This is a genomic window from Enterobacter cloacae complex sp. P18RS (assembly GCF_014982105.1).
Taxonomy (GTDB): domain Bacteria; phylum Pseudomonadota; class Gammaproteobacteria; order Enterobacterales; family Enterobacteriaceae; genus Enterobacter; species Enterobacter hormaechei_C.
Window position 1 is genome coordinate 21310 of record NZ_JADCKV010000030.1, and the last position, 19375, is coordinate 40684.

At 55.4% G+C, this 19375-nt stretch carries 19 protein-coding genes; 7 read left to right on the forward strand and 12 right to left on the reverse strand.

The features are described 5' to 3' along the window. Positions 1–14 precede the first annotated feature (14 nt). The 6 genes from INF61_RS20630 to syd form a co-directional block, all read right to left on the reverse strand. Complete coding sequence (locus INF61_RS20630; protein WP_193548087.1) at positions 15–1355, reverse strand: enolase C-terminal domain-like protein; 1341 nt, start codon at positions 1353–1355, stop codon at positions 15–17. Beyond that, on the reverse strand, positions 1355–2710 hold the full coding sequence (gudP, locus tag INF61_RS20635) for a galactarate/glucarate/glycerate transporter GudP (RefSeq protein ID WP_003862734.1): 1356 nt from the start codon (positions 2708–2710) through the stop codon (positions 1355–1357). The genes INF61_RS20630 and gudP overlap by 1 nt, the downstream gene beginning before the upstream one ends. Positions 2711–3018: 308 nt before the next feature. After that, positions 3019–3468 carry a flavodoxin gene (locus INF61_RS20640; RefSeq protein ID WP_045911283.1) on the reverse strand — a complete coding sequence of 150 codons (450 nt, stop codon included), beginning with the start codon at positions 3466–3468 and terminating at the stop codon, positions 3019–3021. Between the two features lie 15 nt (positions 3469–3483). Continuing rightward, complete coding sequence (gene truC, locus INF61_RS20645) at positions 3484–4269, reverse strand: tRNA pseudouridine(65) synthase TruC (protein WP_193548086.1); 786 nt, start codon at positions 4267–4269, stop codon at positions 3484–3486. Then, positions 4266–4595 carry a YqcC family protein gene (locus INF61_RS20650; protein WP_045347787.1) on the reverse strand — a complete coding sequence of 110 codons (330 nt, stop codon included), beginning with the start codon at positions 4593–4595 and terminating at the stop codon, positions 4266–4268. The genes truC and INF61_RS20650 overlap by 4 nt, the downstream gene beginning before the upstream one ends. A gap of 632 nt (positions 4596–5227) precedes the next feature. Continuing rightward, positions 5228–5773, reverse strand: a complete 546-nt coding sequence (gene syd, locus INF61_RS20655) for a SecY-interacting protein (RefSeq protein WP_063134874.1) — start codon at positions 5771–5773, stop codon at positions 5228–5230. Positions 5774–5842: 69 nt separating this feature from the next. On the opposite strand from syd, the gene queF reads away from it, so the two are divergent. The 5 genes from queF (at position 5843) to xni (ending at position 12258) form a co-directional block, all read left to right on the forward strand. Next, positions 5843–6685, forward strand: coding sequence for an NADPH-dependent 7-cyano-7-deazaguanine reductase QueF (queF, locus tag INF61_RS20660; protein WP_015571734.1), 843 nt, complete (start codon positions 5843–5845; stop codon positions 6683–6685). A gap of 116 nt (positions 6686–6801) precedes the next feature. Further along, on the forward strand, positions 6802–8166 hold the full coding sequence (gene ppnN, locus INF61_RS20665) for a nucleotide 5'-monophosphate nucleosidase PpnN (protein ID WP_003862748.1): 1365 nt from the start codon (positions 6802–6804) through the stop codon (positions 8164–8166). Positions 8167–8670: 504 nt separating this feature from the next. Next, complete coding sequence (locus INF61_RS20670; protein ID WP_003862749.1) at positions 8671–9960, forward strand: HAAAP family serine/threonine permease; 1290 nt, start codon at positions 8671–8673, stop codon at positions 9958–9960. A gap of 62 nt (positions 9961–10022) precedes the next feature. Next, entirely contained in the window at positions 10023–11390 is a 1368-nt protein-coding gene (locus tag INF61_RS20675; RefSeq protein WP_015571736.1) for an L-serine ammonia-lyase, read from the forward strand. A 112-nt stretch (positions 11391–11502) separates the two neighbouring features. Beyond that, on the forward strand, positions 11503–12258 hold the full coding sequence (xni, locus tag INF61_RS20680) for a flap endonuclease Xni (protein ID WP_023295348.1): 756 nt from the start codon (positions 11503–11505) through the stop codon (positions 12256–12258). Between the two features lie 57 nt (positions 12259–12315). On the opposite strand, the gene rlmM is transcribed toward xni, so the two are convergent. The 4 genes from rlmM to INF61_RS20700 form a co-directional block, all read right to left on the reverse strand. Then, positions 12316–13416 (reverse strand): 23S rRNA (cytidine(2498)-2'-O)-methyltransferase RlmM, encoded by a 1101-nt coding sequence (rlmM, locus tag INF61_RS20685; protein WP_003862754.1) that lies wholly within the window; start codon positions 13414–13416, stop codon positions 12316–12318. Then, a complete protein-coding gene (locus INF61_RS20690; RefSeq protein ID WP_003862756.1) occupies positions 13409–13804 on the reverse strand; it encodes a DUF423 domain-containing protein in 396 nt (131 codons plus the stop codon). Before INF61_RS20690 ends, rlmM begins: the two co-directional genes overlap by 8 nt. 39 nt (positions 13805–13843) lie before the next feature. Beyond that, complete coding sequence (gene gcvA / locus INF61_RS20695; protein ID WP_003862758.1) at positions 13844–14761, reverse strand: glycine cleavage system transcriptional regulator GcvA; 918 nt, start codon at positions 14759–14761, stop codon at positions 13844–13846. A gap of 350 nt (positions 14762–15111) precedes the next feature. Continuing rightward, a complete protein-coding gene (locus INF61_RS20700) occupies positions 15112–15339 on the reverse strand; it encodes a YgdI/YgdR family lipoprotein (RefSeq protein ID WP_015571738.1) in 228 nt (75 codons plus the stop codon). A 191-nt stretch (positions 15340–15530) separates the two neighbouring features. On the opposite strand from INF61_RS20700, the gene csdA reads away from it, so the two are divergent. Beyond that, on the forward strand, positions 15531–16736 hold the full coding sequence (gene csdA, locus INF61_RS20705) for a cysteine desulfurase CsdA (protein WP_015571739.1): 1206 nt from the start codon (positions 15531–15533) through the stop codon (positions 16734–16736). Continuing rightward, on the forward strand, positions 16736–17182 hold the full coding sequence (gene csdE, locus INF61_RS20710) for a cysteine desulfurase sulfur acceptor subunit CsdE (protein WP_047062375.1): 447 nt from the start codon (positions 16736–16738) through the stop codon (positions 17180–17182). Before csdA ends, csdE begins: the two co-directional genes overlap by 1 nt. Here the strand turns inward: csdE and tcdA are convergent. Both tcdA and mltA read right to left on the reverse strand, forming a co-directional pair. Next, entirely contained in the window at positions 17173–17979 is an 807-nt protein-coding gene (gene tcdA / locus INF61_RS20715; RefSeq protein ID WP_006811804.1) for a tRNA cyclic N6-threonylcarbamoyladenosine(37) synthase TcdA, read from the reverse strand. The genes csdE and tcdA overlap by 10 nt on opposite strands. Before the next feature lie 75 nt (positions 17980–18054). After that, complete coding sequence (gene mltA / locus INF61_RS20720) at positions 18055–19152, reverse strand: murein transglycosylase A (protein ID WP_015571742.1); 1098 nt, start codon at positions 19150–19152, stop codon at positions 18055–18057. Positions 19153–19375 lie beyond the last annotated feature (223 nt).

A 19375-nucleotide genomic window follows, 5' to 3' on the forward strand; every position in this document is an offset into this window, starting at 1 on the left:
GTTCGATCCTTTTATCAGTGACGTCCAAATACAGGGCGCTTACGGTCAAATGTCCAGCCGGGGATAAGGTACTGCATCGGGCCTGCGTCGTTGCGCGCGCCGCCCGGCAGTTTTTTATACGCTTCATGCGCCTTGTGGATCTGATCCCAGTCAAGCTCCACGCCCAGCCCCGGCGCATCCGGTACGGCAATTGTGCCGTTTTTGATTTCAAGTGGATTTTTGGTCAGGCGCGCTTCGCCTTCCTGCCAGATCCAGTGCGTATCGATGGCGGTCGGGTTGCCCGGCGCCGCCGCGCCAACGTGGGTAAACATCGCCAGCGAAATGTCGAAATGGTTATTGGAGTGGCAGCCCCAGGTGAGCCCCCAGTCATCGCACAGCTGCGCCACGCGCACCGCGCCGGAAAGGGTCCAGAAGTGCGGGTCCGCCAGCGGTATGTCCACCGCATTCAGCATCACCGCATGGCCCATTTCACGCCAGTTGGTGGCGATCATGTTGGTCGCAACCGGCAGCCCGGTAGCGCGGCGGAATTCGGCCATCACCTCGCGGCCAGAAAATCCCTGCTCGGCGCCGCACGGATCTTCCGCGTAGGTCAGCACGTCGCCCAGCCCTTTGCACAGCGTGATAGCTTCATCCAGCAGCCAGGCGCCGTTCGGATCGACGGTGATGCGTGCCTCCGGGAAGCGTTTTTTCAACGCGCGCACGCTGTCAATCTCCTGCTCGCCGGGCAGAACGCCGCCTTTCAGCTTGAAGTCTTTGAAGCCGTAGCGATCCTGCGCCGCCTCTGCAAGGCGTACCACCGCCTCGTCAGAGAGCGCCTCCTGATGACGCAGGTGATACCACTCGTGGCTGCCCGGCGAGCGTTCCAGATACGGCAGATCGGTTTTCGTCCGGTCGCCAACGTAGAACAGATAGCCCAGCACCGTTACCGCATTACGCTGTTTGCCTGGCCCCAGCAGTTCGCAGACCGGCACGTTCAGCGCCTTGCCCAGTAAATCGAGGAGGGCCGCCTCCAGCGCCGCCACCGCGTTAACGCGCAGTTCAAACGTCCAGGCGCCTTTGCCGAAGGTATCAAAATCCGCCGACTGGTTACCCTTATGCACCCGCTGAACCACCTTGTTCAGGCGGGCGACCTCCTGCCCAACCACCTGCGGGATGGCGTCGACCAGCGTCTGGTAAATCACCTCTCCGCCAGGCGCTTCCCCGACGCCGGTATTCCCTGCGCTGTCGGTCAGCACCACAATGTTGCGGGTGAACCAGGCGTTATGCGCGCCACCAATGTTGAGCAGCATGCTGTCCTGCCCCGCCACCGGAATGACCTTCATCTCCGTCACGATCGGGCTTGATTGCGTTGTCATCATCCGCGCTCCCCAACAGGTTTCAGTTCGATTCGTTTGATGTCACCCACCAGCACCAGATAACTGAGTACCGCCACCAGCGCATGGACGCCCACATAAATCAGCGCGCCGTTGAAGGAGCCAGTGGTGCCGACGATGTAACCGATAGCGATTGGGGTGACAATGCCGGAAATGTTGCCAAACATGTTGAACAGACCGCCGCTCAGGCCGCTGATCTCTTTCGGCGCGGTATCTGCCATCACCGCCCAGCCCAGTGCGCCAATGCCTTTACCGAAGAAGGCCATCGCCATAAAGCCGATAATCATCCACTCCGCGCTGACATAGTTACAGAACACCATGGTCATGGAGAGCAGCATGCCGAGCACGATTGGCGTTTTACGCGCAATATTCAGCGAACCGGTACGACGCATCAGCCAGTCGGAGATGACCCCGCCAAGCACCCCACCCACGAAGCCGCAGATGGCCGGCACGGAGGCGACAAACCCCGCCTTCAGAATCGACATCCCGCGTGCCTGCACCAGGTAAACCGGGAACCAGGTGATAAAGAAGTAGGTTAAGGCGTTAATGCAGTACTGGCCGAGATAGATACCGATCATCATTCGTGAGCCGACGAGCTGTTTGATCTGCCCCCATTTCTGGCTGAACGGAACTTTTGCTTTCTGGGTTTTCTGATCCATGTTGATCAGCGCCCCGCCTTCAGCAATGTAGTCCAGCTCTTTCTTGTTCACGCCCGGATGCTGGTTTGGTTCGTGGATCACTTTCAGCCAGATGAAGCTGATGACGATCCCCAGCCCGCCCATGAAGAAGAAGACGTGCGACCAGCCCACTTCGTGCGTCAGCCAGCCCATGATTGGCGCGAAAATAACCGTCGCAAAGTATTGCGCCGAGTTAAAGATGGCTACCGCCGTTCCCCTCTCCTGCGCCGGGAACCAGGCGGCCACAATACGGCTGTTGCCAGGGAATGATGGCGCTTCCGCTAAGCCCACCAGGAAGCGGAGGGTAAAGAGCGCAATGATAATGCCGAAGCCGCTGAAGATATCCACGAAGCCCTGTAACAGGGTAAACATCGACCAGATGAAAATGGACCAGAAATAGACCCGTTTTGAACCAAAGCGGTCCAGCAGCCAGCCGCCAGGGATTTGGCCGATTACGTAGGCCCATGAAAATGCGGAGAAAACATAACCCATACCTACCGGATCAAGTCCGATGTCCTTTGCCATCTCAGAGCCGGCAATGGATAACGTGGCACGGTCGCCGTAGTTGAAAGAGGTGACGATAAACAGCATCACCACTATCCAGTAGCGGGCGTTGGTGCGCTTCTCAGCGCTGCTCGCCGCGTGGCTTAATGTACTCATTGTTGCACTCCTGAAACATAGCTTTCGCCTGGTTCATTCTGTACAGCACCTGTAGGGTAATCAGAATGAGAGATTTGTGTTTGGTTTTGGTACGGCCAGAAGCCGTTTTATAGTGACGGGAAAAGTATATGAAGGAGTGCCTCTTCACCTCACCGTGCAAAAACACAGTATTGAAGGGCGTGAGGGAGGTTGTTTAGGGCATAAGCCCAGAGGAGTGGAAGGTGGTTCACGGAAATGGCGTTTGGGGCGGGGTGTAATGCCGGGAGGCGGCTACGCCTGACCCGGCCTGGCATTGGTATAGCGCAGGGTTATTTAAGCAGCGTTGCCCAGTGCTCGACCCACGGGTTTGACTCGCTTTCTGGCTCAGGGTGTTCACCCGCATCAATCAGCAACATCTCTCCGACGCGCTGAGCGCTCTGTTCCTGCAACAGCGCGTCGAACTGTTTACCGCCGCCGCAGAAATTAGCGTAAGATCTATCGCCGAGGGCGATGATGCCATAGTGAACATCTGGCTGATAGCCGAGCTGGTCTTTAATGCCCTGGAAAAGCGGGACGATGCTGTCCGGCAGATCGCCCTGCCCGGTGGTGGAGGTCACCACCAGGATGTATTTATCTTTATACTTTTCCCAGTCCGCCAGCTCCGGATCTTCATAGACCGTTGCTTTATGGCCCTGGTTTACAAGGATTGCTTCCGCTTCCTCCGCCACCAGCAGCGAGTTGCCGTACATCGTGCCGACAAAAATGCCTACTTCAGCCATGCTTTGCTCCCGTAATTATTGCGCTTGCTTTTCATCCTGAACGTTGCCTGCGGCAAACTCAACCCTTTCATTTTCGGGGAGTTGTCCCAGCCAGCCAAACTGTGACAGCGCCTGCATCCAGACCTCGTCCAGCCCTGCGCGAATAGTCAGCGGTTCGCCGGTAAACGGGTGCGTCAGGCGTAGCTCGCTGGCGTGCAGCATCAGCCGGTTACAGCCAAAGTGCTCGGCCGCGCTGCGGTTCTGGCGCAGATCGCCGTGCTTGCTGTCGCCGATAATCGGGTAGCGCAGATGTGCAAGGTGGCGGCGAAGCTGGTGCTTGCGCCCGGTTTTGGGCGAAAGCTCAACCAGACTGTATCGCGTGGTCGGAAATTTGCTGGTCGCCACCGGCAGTTCTGTGGTCGCCATACCGCGATAGTCGGTCACCGCAGGCTGCGGGCCTTTATCTTCGCGGGCAAATTTATCGGCGATTTTATCCAGTTCCTCCACCAGCGGATAATCAAGCGTGGCGGAATCCGTCAGCCAGCCACGCACGATGGCGTGGTAGCGCTTTTGCATCTGGTGGTGCTCAAACTGCTGCGAAAGCAGTCGACCCGCCCCACTGGAAAGCCCCATCAGCAGAACGCCAGAGGTTGGCCGATCCAGACGATGGGCAGTAAAGACGTGCTGACCGATCTGATCGCGCACGGTTTGCATGACCACGACTTTCTCATCGCGATCGAGCCAGCTACGGTGCACCAGCCAGCCGGACGGTTTATTCACCGCCACTAACCACTCATCCTGATAAAGGATCTCAAGCGTCATGCATCGTCACCGGCGAAAAGCGCATCGAGCTTTTCCAGCTCCACCAGCATCATGGCACGCGCCGGGTGGGTCGCTTCCAGCGCCATTTCGTAATAGGGAGAGACGGCAAAAGACGCGGGCAACGCGTGACCACCTTCCAGCAGCGCGTGCATACGCGGAATTAAGACCCACTGGAGCCACTCGAACGGGGCCAGCGTATCCAGACAAAACGGTTGGGTGCTGGCGAACGCGTCTGGCTGCGGCGCGTTATCCTGCCACAGCTGATGGTGGCGCATAAGGGCTTCGATGGCGTGCAACTGCGCACGAACGTTGTCATGATGCGACATATATACCTCAACTGAAAAACGGAATGGCGCGAAGCATAGCATTGCGGACGACAGAAATAAAAAAAGGGAGCACTGTAAAAACAGTGCTCCCGGTTCGTTTCGCAGCATTCCAGCTACAATACGTGCTCCCTGCTCATCCGTGACAACTTTTCCTGATGCCCGAAGGCCTGGTCATCCATTTACCTTTTGCTTCCTGCTCACATCGTCCTGATGTGTAGGTTTCATCCTGAAACGTCCTGGCCATCCTGACCCACCGACCATCCTGACCGGCTCTCGTTCTCCTTCCTGGAGGTGTCCCTTACGCATCCTGCGTGATCCACTTTGCTTCATCCTGAAGCCTTCCTGCGGCGTCATCCTGACGTGTCCCTGGTAAGAAACGCCATCATCCTGATGTTCGTTTCTCGTGTCGGCATCCTGTCGACACAGATAGAATCCGCTATTCTGCTTCGTCTTACAACCCACCTTGTAAGCAATGTAAGCCAGGCGAAACGGGGGATTTCCTTTCAGAAAAACACTAACCTGTTGAAAGAAAAGTTAATATTAATCTGAAATTCCTAAGGCAACGCTAACTGTTTCGGCGATGTCTCACAGAGCGTGTAAGAGATCTCTCACACGTCCAGTAGCATCATGGATTACAGAAGCGGCTCAATTTGGGTAAGAAAATCCGCAAGTGAAGGCGCGAGAACGTCGCGATTGCGGGTGCCGAGCGTCTCTTTGATGACCTCGCCAGACAGGTTGCAGACAGAAATGACGTCCATTTCACTGTCGAGCGTCGCAATAAAAAGAGTCGGAGAGAGCTTAAGGCGTTTTTGCGTGACCAGGTGACCAATGAGGTTTTCCTGAACGCGTTGCAGATCGTCTTCGCTCCAGGTTTGCAGCAGCGTCAACGGCTGTCCTGCAAAACATGCAGTCATATCCCCGGCAAACTGCGTGGTATAAAATGCATGAAGCGCAGGTTGTATCACAATGTCCATCGCGCGTTCAACCGCATTTACATTCTGCTCGCCCGTGAACGGTTTCGGTTGCCAAATAACGTAACCATCCTGCGAAGCGATAATGCACGGTGACGGCACGCCATATAAGTCAGTACTTTGCGGCCACGTCCCCCGCTTTTCATGCCAGGCATCGCAATAGCGGGTCGTGAAGGACGTCAGGGCATTTGCAGTTTCGATATCCACCGATTTCTCTCTTCTTGTAAGACAGGATAAACTCAGCCCATAAGTGTACCTGTAAAGTGGCTATGAAACATGTCTTACGAAAATCATCAGGCGTTAACGGGCTTAACGCTGGGTAAATCGACCGATTACCGCGACACCTACGATGCAAGCCTGTTGCAGGGCGTGCCGCGCAGTCTGAACCGCGATCCTCTCGGGCTGCACGCTGACGCGCTGCCGTTTGTCGGCGGCGACATCTGGACGCTGTACGAACTCTCCTGGCTGAATGCGCGCGGTCTGCCGCAGGTGGCCGTGGGCCACGTCGAGCTGGATTACGCCAGCGTAAACCTGGTCGAATCCAAGAGCTTTAAGCTCTATCTCAACAGCTTTAACCAGACCAAATTCAACAGCTGGGACGAGGTGCAACAGACGCTTGAACGTGATTTAAGCGCGTGCGCGCAGGGGAACGTAACCGTCTCGTTATACCGTCTGCATGAGCTGGAAGGACAGCCTGTCGCCCATTTCCACGGCACCTGCATCGACGATCAGGACATTGAGGTGGAAAGCTATGAATTTAGCACCGACTACCTGGAAAACGCGGCGGGCGGAAAAGTGGTCAACGAGACGCTGGTCAGCCATCTGCTGAAATCCAACTGCCTTATCACCCATCAGCCGGACTGGGGCTCGGTACAGATCCAGTACCGCGGCCCACAGATTGACCGTGAAAAGCTGTTGCGTTACCTGGTATCATTCCGTCATCACAACGAATTCCACGAGCAGTGCGTGGAGCGCATCTTCAACGACATCCAGCGTTTCTGCCAGCCCGAAAAGCTGAGCGTTTACGCCCGCTACACCCGTCGCGGCGGTTTGGATATCAATCCGTGGCGCACCAATACCGATTTTGTGCCTGCCACCGGACGGCTGGTGCGCCAGTAAGATAAATATTTTCACAATATGCGGGCGGTATTCCGCCCGAAGTGTTGTGAAACGTCATAAGCCAGGGCTATTGTAATCAACAGGGAAAGACGATAATCGTCCCATAAGGAGCTCACTTGATTACACATATTAGCCCGCTTGGCTCTATGGATATGTTGTCGCAGCTGGAAGTGGACATGCTTAAACGCACCGCCAGTAGCGACCTTTATCAACTGTTTCGTAACTGTTCACTTGCCGTACTGAACTCCGGAAGCCTGACCGACAACAGTAAAGAGCTGCTGTCCCGCTTCGAAAGTTTTGATATCAACGTGCTGCGCCGCGAGCGCGGGGTGAAGCTGGAAGTGATCAACCCGCCGGAAGACGCTTTTGTCGACGGGCGTATTATTCGCTCACTTCAGGCCAACCTGTTTGCCGTGCTGCGCGACATTCTGTTTGTTAACGGACAGATCAGCAACGCCGGACGTTTCCAGCATCTTGACCTGGAAAGTTCCGTTCATATCACTAACCTGGTCTTCTCTATTCTGCGTAACGCCCGCGCCCTGCACGTGGGCGAAGCGCCGAACATGGTCGTCTGCTGGGGTGGTCACTCTATTAACGAAACCGAATACCTGTATGCCCGCCGCGTGGGGACGCAGCTCGGCCTGCGCGAACTGAATATCTGTACCGGTTGCGGTCCTGGCGCGATGGAAGCACCAATGAAAGGCGCGGCAGTAGGTCACGCGCAGCAACGCTATAAAGAAGGCCGTTTTATCGGCATGACCGAGCCGTCGATCATCGCCGCTGAGCCGCCTAACCCGCTGGTTAACGAACTGATTATTATGCCGGATATCGAAAAACGTCTTGAGGCGTTTGTCCGTATCGCGCACGGCATTATTATCTTCCCGGGCGGCGTAGGTACGGCGGAAGAGCTGCTTTATCTGCTCGGGATCCTGATGAATCCGGCCAACAAAGATCAGGTTCTGCCGCTGATCCTGACCGGCCCGAAAGAGAGCGCCGACTACTTCCGCGTGCTGGACGAGTTTATCGTGCATACGCTGGGCGAAGACGCGCGCCGTCACTACCGCATTATTATTGACGATGCCGCAGAAGTGGCCCGTCAGATGAAAAAAGCGATGCCGCTGGTGAAAGAGAATCGTCGTGATACCGGTGATGCCTACAGCTTTAACTGGTCCATCCGTATCGCACCGGATCTTCAGATCCCCTTCGAGCCGTCGCATGAGAACATGGCGAACCTCAAACTCTATCCGGATCAGCCGGTGGAAGTGCTGGCTGCCGACCTGCGTCGCGCCTTCTCTGGCATCGTGGCGGGGAACGTGAAAGAGGTGGGGATACGCGCAATTGAAGAGTTTGGCCCGTATAAGATCCACGGTGATCCGGAGATGATGCGCCGCATGGATGATATGTTGCAGGGCTTTGTCGCTCAGCACCGCATGAAGCTTCCAGGCTCTGCCTATATTCCGTGTTACGAAATCATCAAGTAAAGCGACATTCCTCTCCTCTCAAGCCGGATCGTCATCCGGCTTTTTTATTCGTGTTGCAATTCATAGCGATCTTCAATGTTATTAACAAATCTGACGCCTGCGCAAACGATTACCTCGTTTTTGAAACCGTAAATAATCAGTCTTAATCGAAATTACCCGCCAGAAAATCCTAAAATCCCATTTCTTTACAGCGAAAGACACCTATCTCGCGGGTCGACCTTTTCGAAAACATGTCGTTAATGGTAGCCTTCGCGCCCGTAAATTCTCTTTGATGTTTTTTTAACAGATAAATGGTCTAAAGATACCCACATCACAAGTGGATTATTGCATTTGGGATCGCGATCACTGATAGATTCATAACTAGAATGTATCTTTCCGCCCGCCAATAGTTACGGGCAAAAATTATTAAAAAACCGTCACTGAACGAATTTCATATTACCGTCAGGCGCTTTTTCATCGGATTTGACTAAAAACCTGACAATTTGCTTCCTCCAGGAGATACAGATGGAAACCACTCAAACCAGCACCGTTGCTTCGATTGAATCCCGAAGCGGTTGGCGCAAAACGGATACCATGTGGATGCTTGGCCTGTACGGCACAGCAATCGGCGCTGGTGTACTGTTCCTTCCTATCAACGCAGGTGTCGGCGGTATGATCCCGCTGATCATCATGGCTCTCATCGCCTTCCCGATGACCTTCTTTGCGCACCGAGGCCTGACCCGCTTCGTGCTGTCCGGTAAAAACCCGGGCGAAGATATCACTGAAGTCGTTGAAGAACACTTCGGCGTCGGCGCAGGTAAGCTGATTACCCTGCTCTACTTCTTCGCGATTTACCCGATTCTGCTGGTGTACAGCGTTGCTATCACCAACACCGTAGAAAGCTTTATGATGCACCAGCTTCAGATGACCCCGCCGCCGCGTGCGATTCTGTCCCTGATCCTGATCGTCGGTATGATGACCATCGTGCGCTTCGGCGAGCAGATGATTGTGAAAGCGATGAGCGTGCTGGTGTTCCCGTTTGTTGCGGCTCTGATGGTGCTGGCTCTGTACCTGATCCCACAGTGGAACGGCGCTGCGCTGGAAACCCTGTCTCTGAGCAGCGCATCCACGACCGGCAACGGTCTGCTGCTGACCCTGTGGCTGGCGATCCCGGTGATGGTGTTCTCCTTCAACCACTCGCCAATCATCTCTTCCTTCGCAGTAGCGAAGCGTGAAGAGTACGGCAATGGCGCAGAGAAGAAGTGCTCCAGCATCCTGGCTCGCGCGCACATCATGATGGTACTGACCGTAATGTTCTTCGTGTTCAGCTGCGTGCTGAGCCTCTCCCCGGCGGATCTGGCGGCGGCGAAAGAGCAGAACATCTCTATTCTGTCTTACTTGGCAAACCACTTTAACGCACCGCTGATTGCGTGGATGGCGCCGATCATCGCAATTATCGCCATCACCAAATCCTTCCTGGGCCACTACCTGGGCGCACGTGAAGGCTTCAACGGCATGGTGATTAAATCTCTGCGTGGTAAAGGCAAGACCATTGAAATCAACCGTCTGAACAAAATCACTGCGCTGTTCATGCTGGTGACCACCTGGGCGGTAGCCACCCTGAACCCAAGCATTCTGGGCATGATTGAAACCCTGGGCGGCCCGATTATCGCGATGATCCTGTTCCTGATGCCGATGTACGCGATTCAGAAAGTGCCTGCGATGCGTAAATACAGCGGCCATATCAGCAACGTGTTCGTTGTTGTGATGGGCCTGATTGCCATCTCCGCTATTTTCTACTCGCTGTTCAGCTAATACCTCCTGCGCCGTCTGCGGACGGCGCACTTCTCCCCTCTGACTGAAGCAATGGACGCATCATGATTAGCGTATTCGATATCTTCAAAATCGGTATTGGTCCTTCCAGCTCTCACACCGTCGGACCAATGAAAGCCGGTAAACAATTCACGGATGACTTGATTGCACGCGGCATTTTGCACGACATCACCCGCGTGGTTGTCGATGTATATGGTTCCCTTTCCCTGACCGGTAAAGGCCACCATACCGATATTGCCATTATCATGGGGCTGGCGGGTAATCTGCCGGATACCGTTGATATTGATGCAATACCTGGCTTTATCCAGGACGTGAACACCCATGGTCGTTTGCTGCTGGCGAACGGCGAGCATGAGGTTGAATTCCCGGTTGATCACTGCATGAATTTCCATGCGGATAACCTGTCGCTGCACGAGAATGGCATGCGCATTACCGCGCTGGCCGGCGACAAAGCGGTTTACAGCCAGACGTATTACTCCATCGGCGGCGGGTTTATCGTCGACGAGGACCATTTTGGTCAAAGCACCAATTCTGCCGTTGATGTGCCGTACCCTTACAAAAACGCGGCCGACTTACAGCGTCACTGCCAGGAGACAGGGCTTTCTCTCTCCGGCCTGATGATGAAAAACGAGCTGGCCCTGCACAGCAAAGAGGAGCTGGAACAGCACTTCGCTAACGTCTGGGAAGTGATGCGCAGCGGCATTGAGCGCGGGATCACCACCGAAGGCGTGCTGCCGGGTAAACTGCGTGTTCCGCGTCGTGCGGCTGCGCTGCGCCGCATGCTGGTCAGCACCGACAAAACCACCACCGACCCGATGGCCGTCGTCGACTGGATCAACATGTTCGCGCTGGCGGTGAACGAAGAGAACGCCGCGGGTGGCCGCGTCGTCACCGCGCCAACCAACGGGGCGTGCGGAATTGTTCCGGCGGTTCTGGCGTATTACGACAAGTTTATCCGTGAAGTGAATGCAAACTCACTCGCGCGGTATATGCTGGTCGCCAGTGCGATTGGCTCACTGTACAAGATGAACGCCTCGATTTCCGGCGCGGAAGTGGGCTGTCAGGGTGAAGTGGGCGTCGCCTGCTCTATGGCGGCGGCGGGTCTGGCCGAATTACTGGGCGCAAGTCCTGCGCAGGTTTGTATTGCGGCGGAAATCGGCATGGAACATAACCTGGGGCTGACCTGCGATCCGGTCGGCGGACAGGTCCAGGTGCCATGCATCGAGCGTAACGCCATCGCCTCTGTGAAAGCGGTGAACGCGGCCCGTATGGCGCTGCGTCGTACCAGCGAACCGCGCGTCTGCCTCGACAAGGTTATCGAAACCATGTACGAAACCGGTAAAGATATGAACGCCAAATACCGCGAAACCTCCCGCGGTGGCCTGGCGATGAAGATCGTCACCTGCGATTAAGCCTCTCAGGAAGCCTCGTTTTGCGAGGCTTCTTCCTGTTTTCCTCACCATTCATAGTTTCATGCTGCGCTCAGTGTTACCCTTCCCCCATTAGACAGAAGGGAGATTATCTGTGGCCGTTCATTTGCTTATCGTCGATGCACTTAACCTGATTCGCCGTATTCATGCGGTACAGGGCACCCCCTGCAAGGACACCTGTTTACACGCGCTGGAGCAGCTCATTCGCCATAGCGAACCCACCCACGCTGTTGCCGTATTCGACGATGAAGCACGCAATACCGGCTGGCGGCACCAGCGCCTGCCGGACTACAAAGCCGGACGTGCGCCAATGCCGGACGATCTGCACGCAGAAATGCCCGCTATCCGCGCGGCCTTTGAGCAGCGCGGCGTTCCGTGCTGGGGCGCCCACGGTAATGAGGCTGACGATTTAGCCGCAACGCTGGCGGTTAAAGTCGCGAGCGCCGGGCATCAGGCAACTATCGTTTCAACCGACAAAGGCTACTGCCAGCTGCTCTCACCAACGATCCGCATCCGGGACTACTTTCAAAAACGCTGGCTGGACGCGCCATTCATTGCCAGCGAGTTTGGCGTATCGCCTGAGCAACTGCCGGATTACTGGGGGCTGGCGGGGATCAGCAGCTCTAAAGTGCCGGGTGTCGCCGGTATTGGACCCAAAAGCGCCGCACAGCTGCTGACGGAGTTTCAGAGTCTGGAAGGAATTTACGCCAGGCTTGATGAAGTGCCGGAAAAATGGCGCAAAAAGCTGGAGGCGCATAAAGAGATGGCGTTTATCTGCCGGGAGGTGGCGACGCTACAGACGGATTTACAGCTGGACGGGAATTTACAGCAGTTAAGGTTAGAACGTTAAAACAACTACACGATTTTGTAGGCCCGGTAAGCGCAGCGCCACCGGGCGTTACAAACGTTATCGCTCGTCGCGACGCCCACCCACTGCCGCCCACCAGCGACGGATATGGACCGTCACTTCTTCGCGGTCGTGATAAAGCTGACGCGCCTGGATTTCCGCGTTAATCCCGTGTTCGTCCAGCTGCTGCTGAATATAGGCCAGGTTCTGCGACACCTCTTCGTAGCGCTTTTTCATCGGCAGCTTGAGGTTGAAAATCGTCTCACGACACCAGCCGTTCACCAGCCAGGAGGCCATCAGCGCCGCGACTTTCGCCGGTTTTTCTACCATGTCGCACACCATCCAGGAGATGTTGTTGCGGTTCGGGCGATAGCGGAAGCCGTCCTCACGCAGCCAGGTGACCTGCCCGGTATCCATCAGGCTTTGCGCCATAGGGCCGTTATCCACAGACGAAACCCACATATTGCGTTTCACCAGCTGATAGGTCCAGCCGCCCGGGCACGCGCCAAGGTCGACGGCATACATGCCGTTTGCCAGACGTTCGTCCCACTCGTCCGCCGGGATAAAGACGTGAAACGCCTCTTCCAGCTTCAGGGTTGAACGGCTCGGCGCATCTGCCGGGAAGCGCAGACGCGGGATCCCCATAAAGAACGGCGAATTATTGGTGGTATACGAGTAGCCGGCGTAGCAACATCCTGGCGCAATAAAGAAGATATGCACGACCGGGCGCTTTGGCGTTTCGTAGTTTGTCAGCACACCCGCATCACGCAGCGCCGCGCGCAGCGGCACGGTGAACTTACGGCAGAACTTCATCAGCTCTTTGCTTTCGTTGGTGTCGGCCACTTCCACGCGCAAATCGCCGCCCTTCTCCACCACACCCTGCAACAGGCCAACAATCGGCGTGATGCGATCTTCCGGCGGAAGATCTTTCAGCAGTTCGCCCGCGACAAACATCTGACGGGCGAAAATCAATGAGCTGAACGGCAGTTCGCGCGCCAGCTTGTCGGCATCATCAGGCTGATAGCATTCAAATACCACATAGCCCGCGTTCTCTTTGACACGAGCGAATCCGAAGACTTCACGCTTCGCCGCTTTATCGGTGATTTCCGCGGCGCACTCTTTCTCAAACCCCGGGCGACAATATAAAACAACCTTATTCATGAACAACGCCCTTGCGTTTCAGACGGATAGCTCCGATAAACATTAACACCCAACCCGCCAGGAAGCTGACGCCGCCGACAGGTGTAACAAACGCCCACAGGCGTAAATGCGACAGCGCCAGACAGTAAAGACTGCCGCTGAACAGTACGGTACCCAGCGCCAGAAAGACGCTGCTCCAGTAAAACCAGATGCTGATGCGGCGCTGCATCGCCACCGCCAGCCCAAAAATTGCCAGCGTGTGGAACGCCTGATATTCAAGGCCGGTCTGGATCCAACCCATCTCTACAACGCCCAGAGATTTGCTTAAGACATGCGCGCCAAACGCGCCCAGAGCTACAAAAATAAAGCCACTCACCGCGGCGAAAATCAGCATGAATCGGCTGGTCATGTTTAAGTCCTGAATTGATGCGTGCCCGGCACACAAACGTTATTGTTCATACCTGAAGCGGAATTTTTCTTGCTCGCTTGCCGCTTTCGCCAGTATCCACTGCCGGAAAGCGGCTATTTTACCCAGTTCTGCCTGACTGTCATGACAAACCAGATAAAATGCATTCTTGCTGACCAGTACATCGTTAAATGGGCAAACCAGACGGCCTGCCTCAATTTCGGACTGCGCCATAACGTTGTTTGCCAACGCCACGCCCTGCCCGTGAATGGCAGCCTGTAGCACCATCGCGCTGTGGCTAAAAATGGGCCCCTGCTGCACGTTTATATGATTAAGACCTAACTGGCGGGTATAAGTTTGCCAGTCGCGACGCGAAGCATCGTGCAAAAGCGTATGTTGCGCCAGATCGGCGGGCGTTTTGAGCGCTTTATCCCCCGTCAGCAGCAGCGGTGAACAGACCGGCAACAGATATTCTGCGTATAATTTTTCCACACGCAAGCCCGGCCAGTTACCGCGACCGTAAAAAATCGCCACGTCCACATCATCTGCCAGCTTGTCTTCCTGACGGTCCACCGCCTGGATTCGGACATCGATTCCCGGATAAGTTGAGTTAAAGCTTGAGAGTCGCGGCACCAGCCACTGAATGGCAAAACTGGGCAATAAACTCACAGTCAGAGCGCCTTTTGCGCTCCGGGCCTGAAGCTTGCGCGTGGCTTCCGTCAGCTGGGAAAAAATCTCTTTAATATCCTGAAAATAGCTCTGCCCCTCTTCGGTCAACAGCAACGAACGGTTGCGTCGACGGAACAGCTTAAGCCCCAGAAAATCCTCCAGAGACTTGATTTGATGACTTACTGCGGCCTGTGTCACAAAAAGCTCATCGGCTGCGCGGGTGAAGCTGAGGTGGCGTGCTGCTGCATCAAAAACACGTAATGCATTTAGGGGTGGCAATCGCTTGGACATGGTTATCTGGCTTAGATGTTAACGAGATTTAACATATAGGAAACAACGTTTAACCTATTAGTTTTTTTTATCTGAGCCATTATAATTTGTCCGTTGAGGAACTACCAGCAAATACCTATAGTGGCGGCACTTCCTGAGCCGGAACGAAAAGCTTTTTTTGGAATGCGTGTTCTGAAGGGCTTTTGGCTTACGGTTGTGATGTTGTGTTGTTGTGTTTGCAATTGGTCTGCGATTCAGACCACGGTAGCAACGCTACCAATTTTTCACTTCCTGTACATTTACCCTGTCTGTCCATAGTGATTAATGTAGCACCGCCAACTTGCGGTGCTTTTTTTTCGCTTATCTAACTGTTAATGCTCGATTTCCTTCATCTCTTTCACGTCACTGCGGTTGATCTGCTGTTTGTTCCCGTTAGCATCTTTGTAAGAAATCATCCCGGTATCATTATCGGTTGTCGGTTTCCCTTCAGAGACGATAGATCGACCATCGTTGGTATGCATTACGTAGTTATTACCAGAACAGGCGCTCAGGGCAAAGGTCAACGCACAGGCAGAAATGATTGCAGCTGTCTTTTTCATGATTATCTCCTTTAGCAATTAATGCTATTCAAACCTCGATTTATAACAGGCTAAAACATCCGCCTAACACTATTTAGCATAACCTGCTTTTTCAGACTCGCCAGGATAAGCAGACAAATCTGATAGATATCAACTTCCTTGCCCTGCCGATGAATTTGCGCGACGATCGTAGAATCGATATGAGGAATTCCATGAACGCTTTCAGTCCTGCGCAGTTTCGCGCACAGTTTCCTGCGCTGGCCGATGCCGGCATTTATCTTGATAGCGCCGCCACGGCCCTTAAACCGCAGGCGGTGATTGAGGCAACCCGCCAGTTTTACAGCCTGAGCGCCGGGAACGTGCACCGCAGCCAGTATGCCGACGCGCAGCGCTTAACGGCGCAATACGAAGCCGCACGGGATCAGGTCGCGCGCCTGATCAATGCTGACAGCGGTAAGAACATCGTCTGGACGCGGGGCACCACCGAGGCCATTAACATGGTGGCGCAATGTTACGCGCGTCCGCTGTTGCAGCCCGGGGATGAGATCATCGTCAGCGAGGCGGAACACCACGCCAACCTGGTACCCTGGCTGATGGTGGCCGAACAAACCGGGGCACAGGTTGTAAAGCTCCCGTTGGGTGCGGACTTCCTGCCTGACGTGGCGCGTCTGCCTGAGCTGATTACGCCGCGCAGCCGTATTCTGGCGCTGGGGCAGATGTCCAACGTCACCGGCGGCTGCCCGGATCTGGCGCGTGCCATTGAGATTGCTCATGCCAGCGGCGTGGTGGTGATGGTCGACGGTGCGCAGGGTGTGGTGCATTTTCCGGCTGACGTTCAGGCGCTGGATATCGACTTCTATGCCTTCTCAGGACACAAATTGTACGGGCCAACCGGTATCGGCGCGCTGTACGGCAAAGCTGAACTGCTGGCCCGGATGACGCCGTGGCTCGGCGGCGGCAAGATGATTACCGAAGTCACCTTCGACGGTTTTAAAACGCAGGATGTACCCTACCGCCTGGAAGCCGGTACCCCAAACGTGGCCGGGGTTATCGGTCTGAGCGCAGCGCTCGAATGGCTGGCAGAAACGGACGTGGTTCAGGCTGAAAGCTGGAGCCGGGGTCTGGCGACGCTGGCGGAAGAAGAACTGAAAAAACGTCCGGGTTTTCGCTCGTTCCGCGTCCAGGACTCCAGCCTGCTCGCCTTTGATTTCGCGGGCGTGCACCATAGCGACATGGTGACGTTGCTTGCCGGATATGGCATTGCCCTGCGTGCCGGACAGCACTGCGCCCAGCCGCTGCTGGCGGCCATTGGCGTAAGCGGTACCCTGCGCGCCTCGTTTGCACCGTACAATACAAAAAGCGACGTCGATGCGCTGGTTTCCGCCGTCGACCGCGCCCTGGAATTACTGGTGGATTAATGACAAGTTCAGCTTTAGCCGGACACCCGTTCGGCACCGTTATTACTGAAGAGACGTTAAAACAGACCTTCGTCCCGCTCACGCAGTGGGAAGATAAATATCGTCAGCTGATCCTGCTGGGTAAACAGTTGCCCACGCTGTCAGACGAGCTGAAATTACAGGCGAAGGAGATCGCAGGCTGCGAGAACCGCGTCTGGCTTGGGTTTAGCGTATCCGGTGAGAAACTGCATTTCTTCGGCGACAGCGAGGGACGCATTGTTCGCGGTCTGCTGGCGGTGCTGTTGACCGCAATCGAAGGGAAAAGCGCCGCAGAGCTGCTGGCGCATTCTCCGCTGGCGCTGTTTGATGAGCTGGGACTTCGCGCGCAGCTTAGCGCCTCGCGCGGTCAGGGACTGATTGCGCTAAACGACGCGGTACTGGATGCCGCCCGTCAGGCTCAGGCCTGACGTTCCGCCTTCGCCATCATCTTCTTCAGGGCGTGAGAGACCGCCACAAAGCCGAAGGAGGCGGTCACCATGGTGGCCGCTCCAAACCCTGAGGCACAATCCATCCGCTTTGGCCCTTCCGCCGTGCTTTTCATTGCACAGACCGAACCATCCGCCTGCGGATAAACCAGCGCTTCTGTCGAGAACACACAGTCCACGCCCAGCTTGCCTTTGCTATTTTTCACCACGTTGAAGTCGCTTTTTAAGCGCTCGCGCAGCTTAGCGGCCAGCGGATCCTGAATGGTCTTCGCCAGATCCGCCACCTGGATCTGCGTCGGATCAATTTGTCCACCCGCGCCGCCCGTTGTCACCAGCGGCACCTTGTAACGACGACAGTAAGCGATCAGCGCCGCTTTTGGCCGCACGCTGTCGATGGCATCAATCACATAGCTGTAGCCTTTGCTCATGTACTCCGCGACGTTATCTGCCGTCACAAAGTCGTCGATCACCGTCACCCTACACTCCGGGTTGATGAGACGAATACGCTCCGCCATCACCTCGGACTTCGCCAGACCGACGTTATCACGCAGGGCGTGGATCTGACGGTTAGTGTTAGTGACGCAGACGTCATCCATATCAATCAAAGTAATTGCGCCAATGCCGGTTCTCGCCAGCGCTTCTGCCGCCCACGAACCCACACCACCAATGCCCACCACGCAGACATGCGCATCCGCGAACAGTTGCAGGGCTTTTTCACCATATAACCGTGCCGTGCCGCCGAAACGCTGGCGCCAGGCATCGCTGATTACCACAGACATAAAACCTCAGATGTAAAAAGGGTGAGGTATTCCTCACCCTGAACCGTAATCCGTCTTGCCCTCAGAATACCACAATCAGCCGCTGAATACGTTTCCGGTACCCGGCGCTGCCTTCAGCACCCACACGCGTCCGTAGTGGTTATACCAGCCTGCACGATGGCCGGCATCCGGGCCGATGCCCTGATAAATGTCGAAGTGCTGGCCTTTGATCGCCCCACCCACGTCCAGCGCCACCATCAGGCGTAATTCATACTTGCCATTGAATTTGCCGTTGTTGTCGAGGAGTGGAACTTCCGCCAGCAGCGTAGTACCTGCCGGGATAATCGAACGATCCGATGCCACAGAAGCGCGGCCAATCAGCGGGACGGCGCTCGCCCCTTTCACCGGCGCAAAGTTCTGCGGTTTGAAGAAGACAAACGATGGGTTCTGCTCAAGCAGCTCACGCACTTCCGCTTCGCTGTGTTTTTCGCCCCACTCGCGGATCGCCTGCATCGACATATCTTCTCGTTTCACTTCGCCACGGTCGATGAGCACCTTACCGATGCTGCGATAGGCATGGCCATTTTTCCCGGCGTAGCTAAAGAAGTTCAGCGGCGAGCCGTCGCCAAAATCAATATAGCCGCTGCCCTGCACGTCCATAATGAAGTTGTCCATCAGGGAGTTGCTGTAGGCCAGCACGTAATTTTCGCTCAGCGCGCCAGCGTAGATCTCGGCGCGGGACGGCAGACGACCGCGTTTCGGCGGCATACGGTAAATGGGATACTGGAACTCGCCCTGGCGTGTGTGTCGCGCCTGGACAACCGGGGTGTAGTAACCGGTAAACTGGACGTTACCGTAGTTATCCGCCCCCTCCATCTGCCAGGCATCGATACCAAACTGGCGCATATTGCGGGTATCACCGCCTGCACGCAGCCAGTCCTGCACGGCGCTATAGACGTTGTTCTGCGAACCGTATAAACGCGGAGAAGCAGTGCGGATCTGGTAGACCTGCTCGGAGAAGTCTCCGGCATTGATCGGAGCGCCCACGGCGTCTGGCTGGTTAACTAAAGAGAAAGGCTGGGATAACTTCCCGTCTTTATACTGTTGACCGCGATCGGTCGGTTTGGAAGAGCAGGCCGCAAGAATCGCCACCATTGCGCCTGTCATCAGATACTTCGCCCAACGTCCTTTCATTATATCTCGTCTTTTAGTTGCCCAATTCCGCGAGATGAAGATAACAAACCCACCGTGTTAATGAAATGCAATCGCCTTCCCTTTGGCAAATTCTGCACAAAAAATAGTCCAAAGTGGCTTTTGCCGTTCATTTTGCATACAAAATAATGAATTATGTGAAAAAGGGGTTGCATCACAAACCTATCCGAGTATAGTGCGCTTCCACGGACGCGGGGTGGAGCAG

Bases quoted from the DNA above. Each gene is read 5' to 3' on its own strand.
- gudP (WP_003862734.1), bottom strand. From the start codon at position 2,710: ATGAGTACATTAAGCCACGCGGCGAGCAGCGCTGAGAAGCGCACCAAC.
- INF61_RS20640 (WP_045911283.1), bottom strand. From the start codon at position 3,468: ATGGCTGAAGTAGGCATTTTTGTCGGCACGATGTACGGCAACTCGCTG.
- INF61_RS20630 (WP_193548087.1), bottom strand. From the start codon at position 1,355: ATGACAACGCAATCAAGCCCGATCGTGACGGAGATGAAGGTCATTCCG.
- queF (WP_015571734.1), top strand. From the start codon at position 5,843: ATGTCTTACGAAAATCATCAGGCGTTAACGGGCTTAACGCTGGGTAAA.
- csdE (WP_047062375.1), top strand. From the start codon at position 16,736: ATGACAAGTTCAGCTTTAGCCGGACACCCGTTCGGCACCGTTATTACT.
- truC (WP_193548086.1), bottom strand. From the start codon at position 4,269: ATGACGCTTGAGATCCTTTATCAGGATGAGTGGTTAGTGGCGGTGAAT.
- rlmM (WP_003862754.1), bottom strand. From the start codon at position 13,416: ATGAATAAGGTTGTTTTATATTGTCGCCCGGGGTTTGAGAAAGAGTGC.
- INF61_RS20650 (WP_045347787.1), bottom strand. From the start codon at position 4,595: ATGTCGCATCATGACAACGTTCGTGCGCAGTTGCACGCCATCGAAGCC.
- INF61_RS20700 (WP_015571738.1), bottom strand. From the start codon at position 15,339: ATGAAAAAGACAGCTGCAATCATTTCTGCCTGTGCGTTGACCTTTGCC.
- gcvA (WP_003862758.1), bottom strand. From the start codon at position 14,761: ATGTCCAAGCGATTGCCACCCCTAAATGCATTACGTGTTTTTGATGCA.
- csdA (WP_015571739.1), top strand. From the start codon at position 15,531: ATGAACGCTTTCAGTCCTGCGCAGTTTCGCGCACAGTTTCCTGCGCTG.
- INF61_RS20690 (WP_003862756.1), bottom strand. From the start codon at position 13,804: ATGACCAGCCGATTCATGCTGATTTTCGCCGCGGTGAGTGGCTTTATT.
- tcdA (WP_006811804.1), bottom strand. From the start codon at position 17,979: ATGTCTGTGGTAATCAGCGATGCCTGGCGCCAGCGTTTCGGCGGCACG.
- INF61_RS20670 (WP_003862749.1), top strand. From the start codon at position 8,671: ATGGAAACCACTCAAACCAGCACCGTTGCTTCGATTGAATCCCGAAGC.
- INF61_RS20675 (WP_015571736.1), top strand. From the start codon at position 10,023: ATGATTAGCGTATTCGATATCTTCAAAATCGGTATTGGTCCTTCCAGC.
- mltA (WP_015571742.1), bottom strand. From the start codon at position 19,152: ATGAAAGGACGTTGGGCGAAGTATCTGATGACAGGCGCAATGGTGGCG.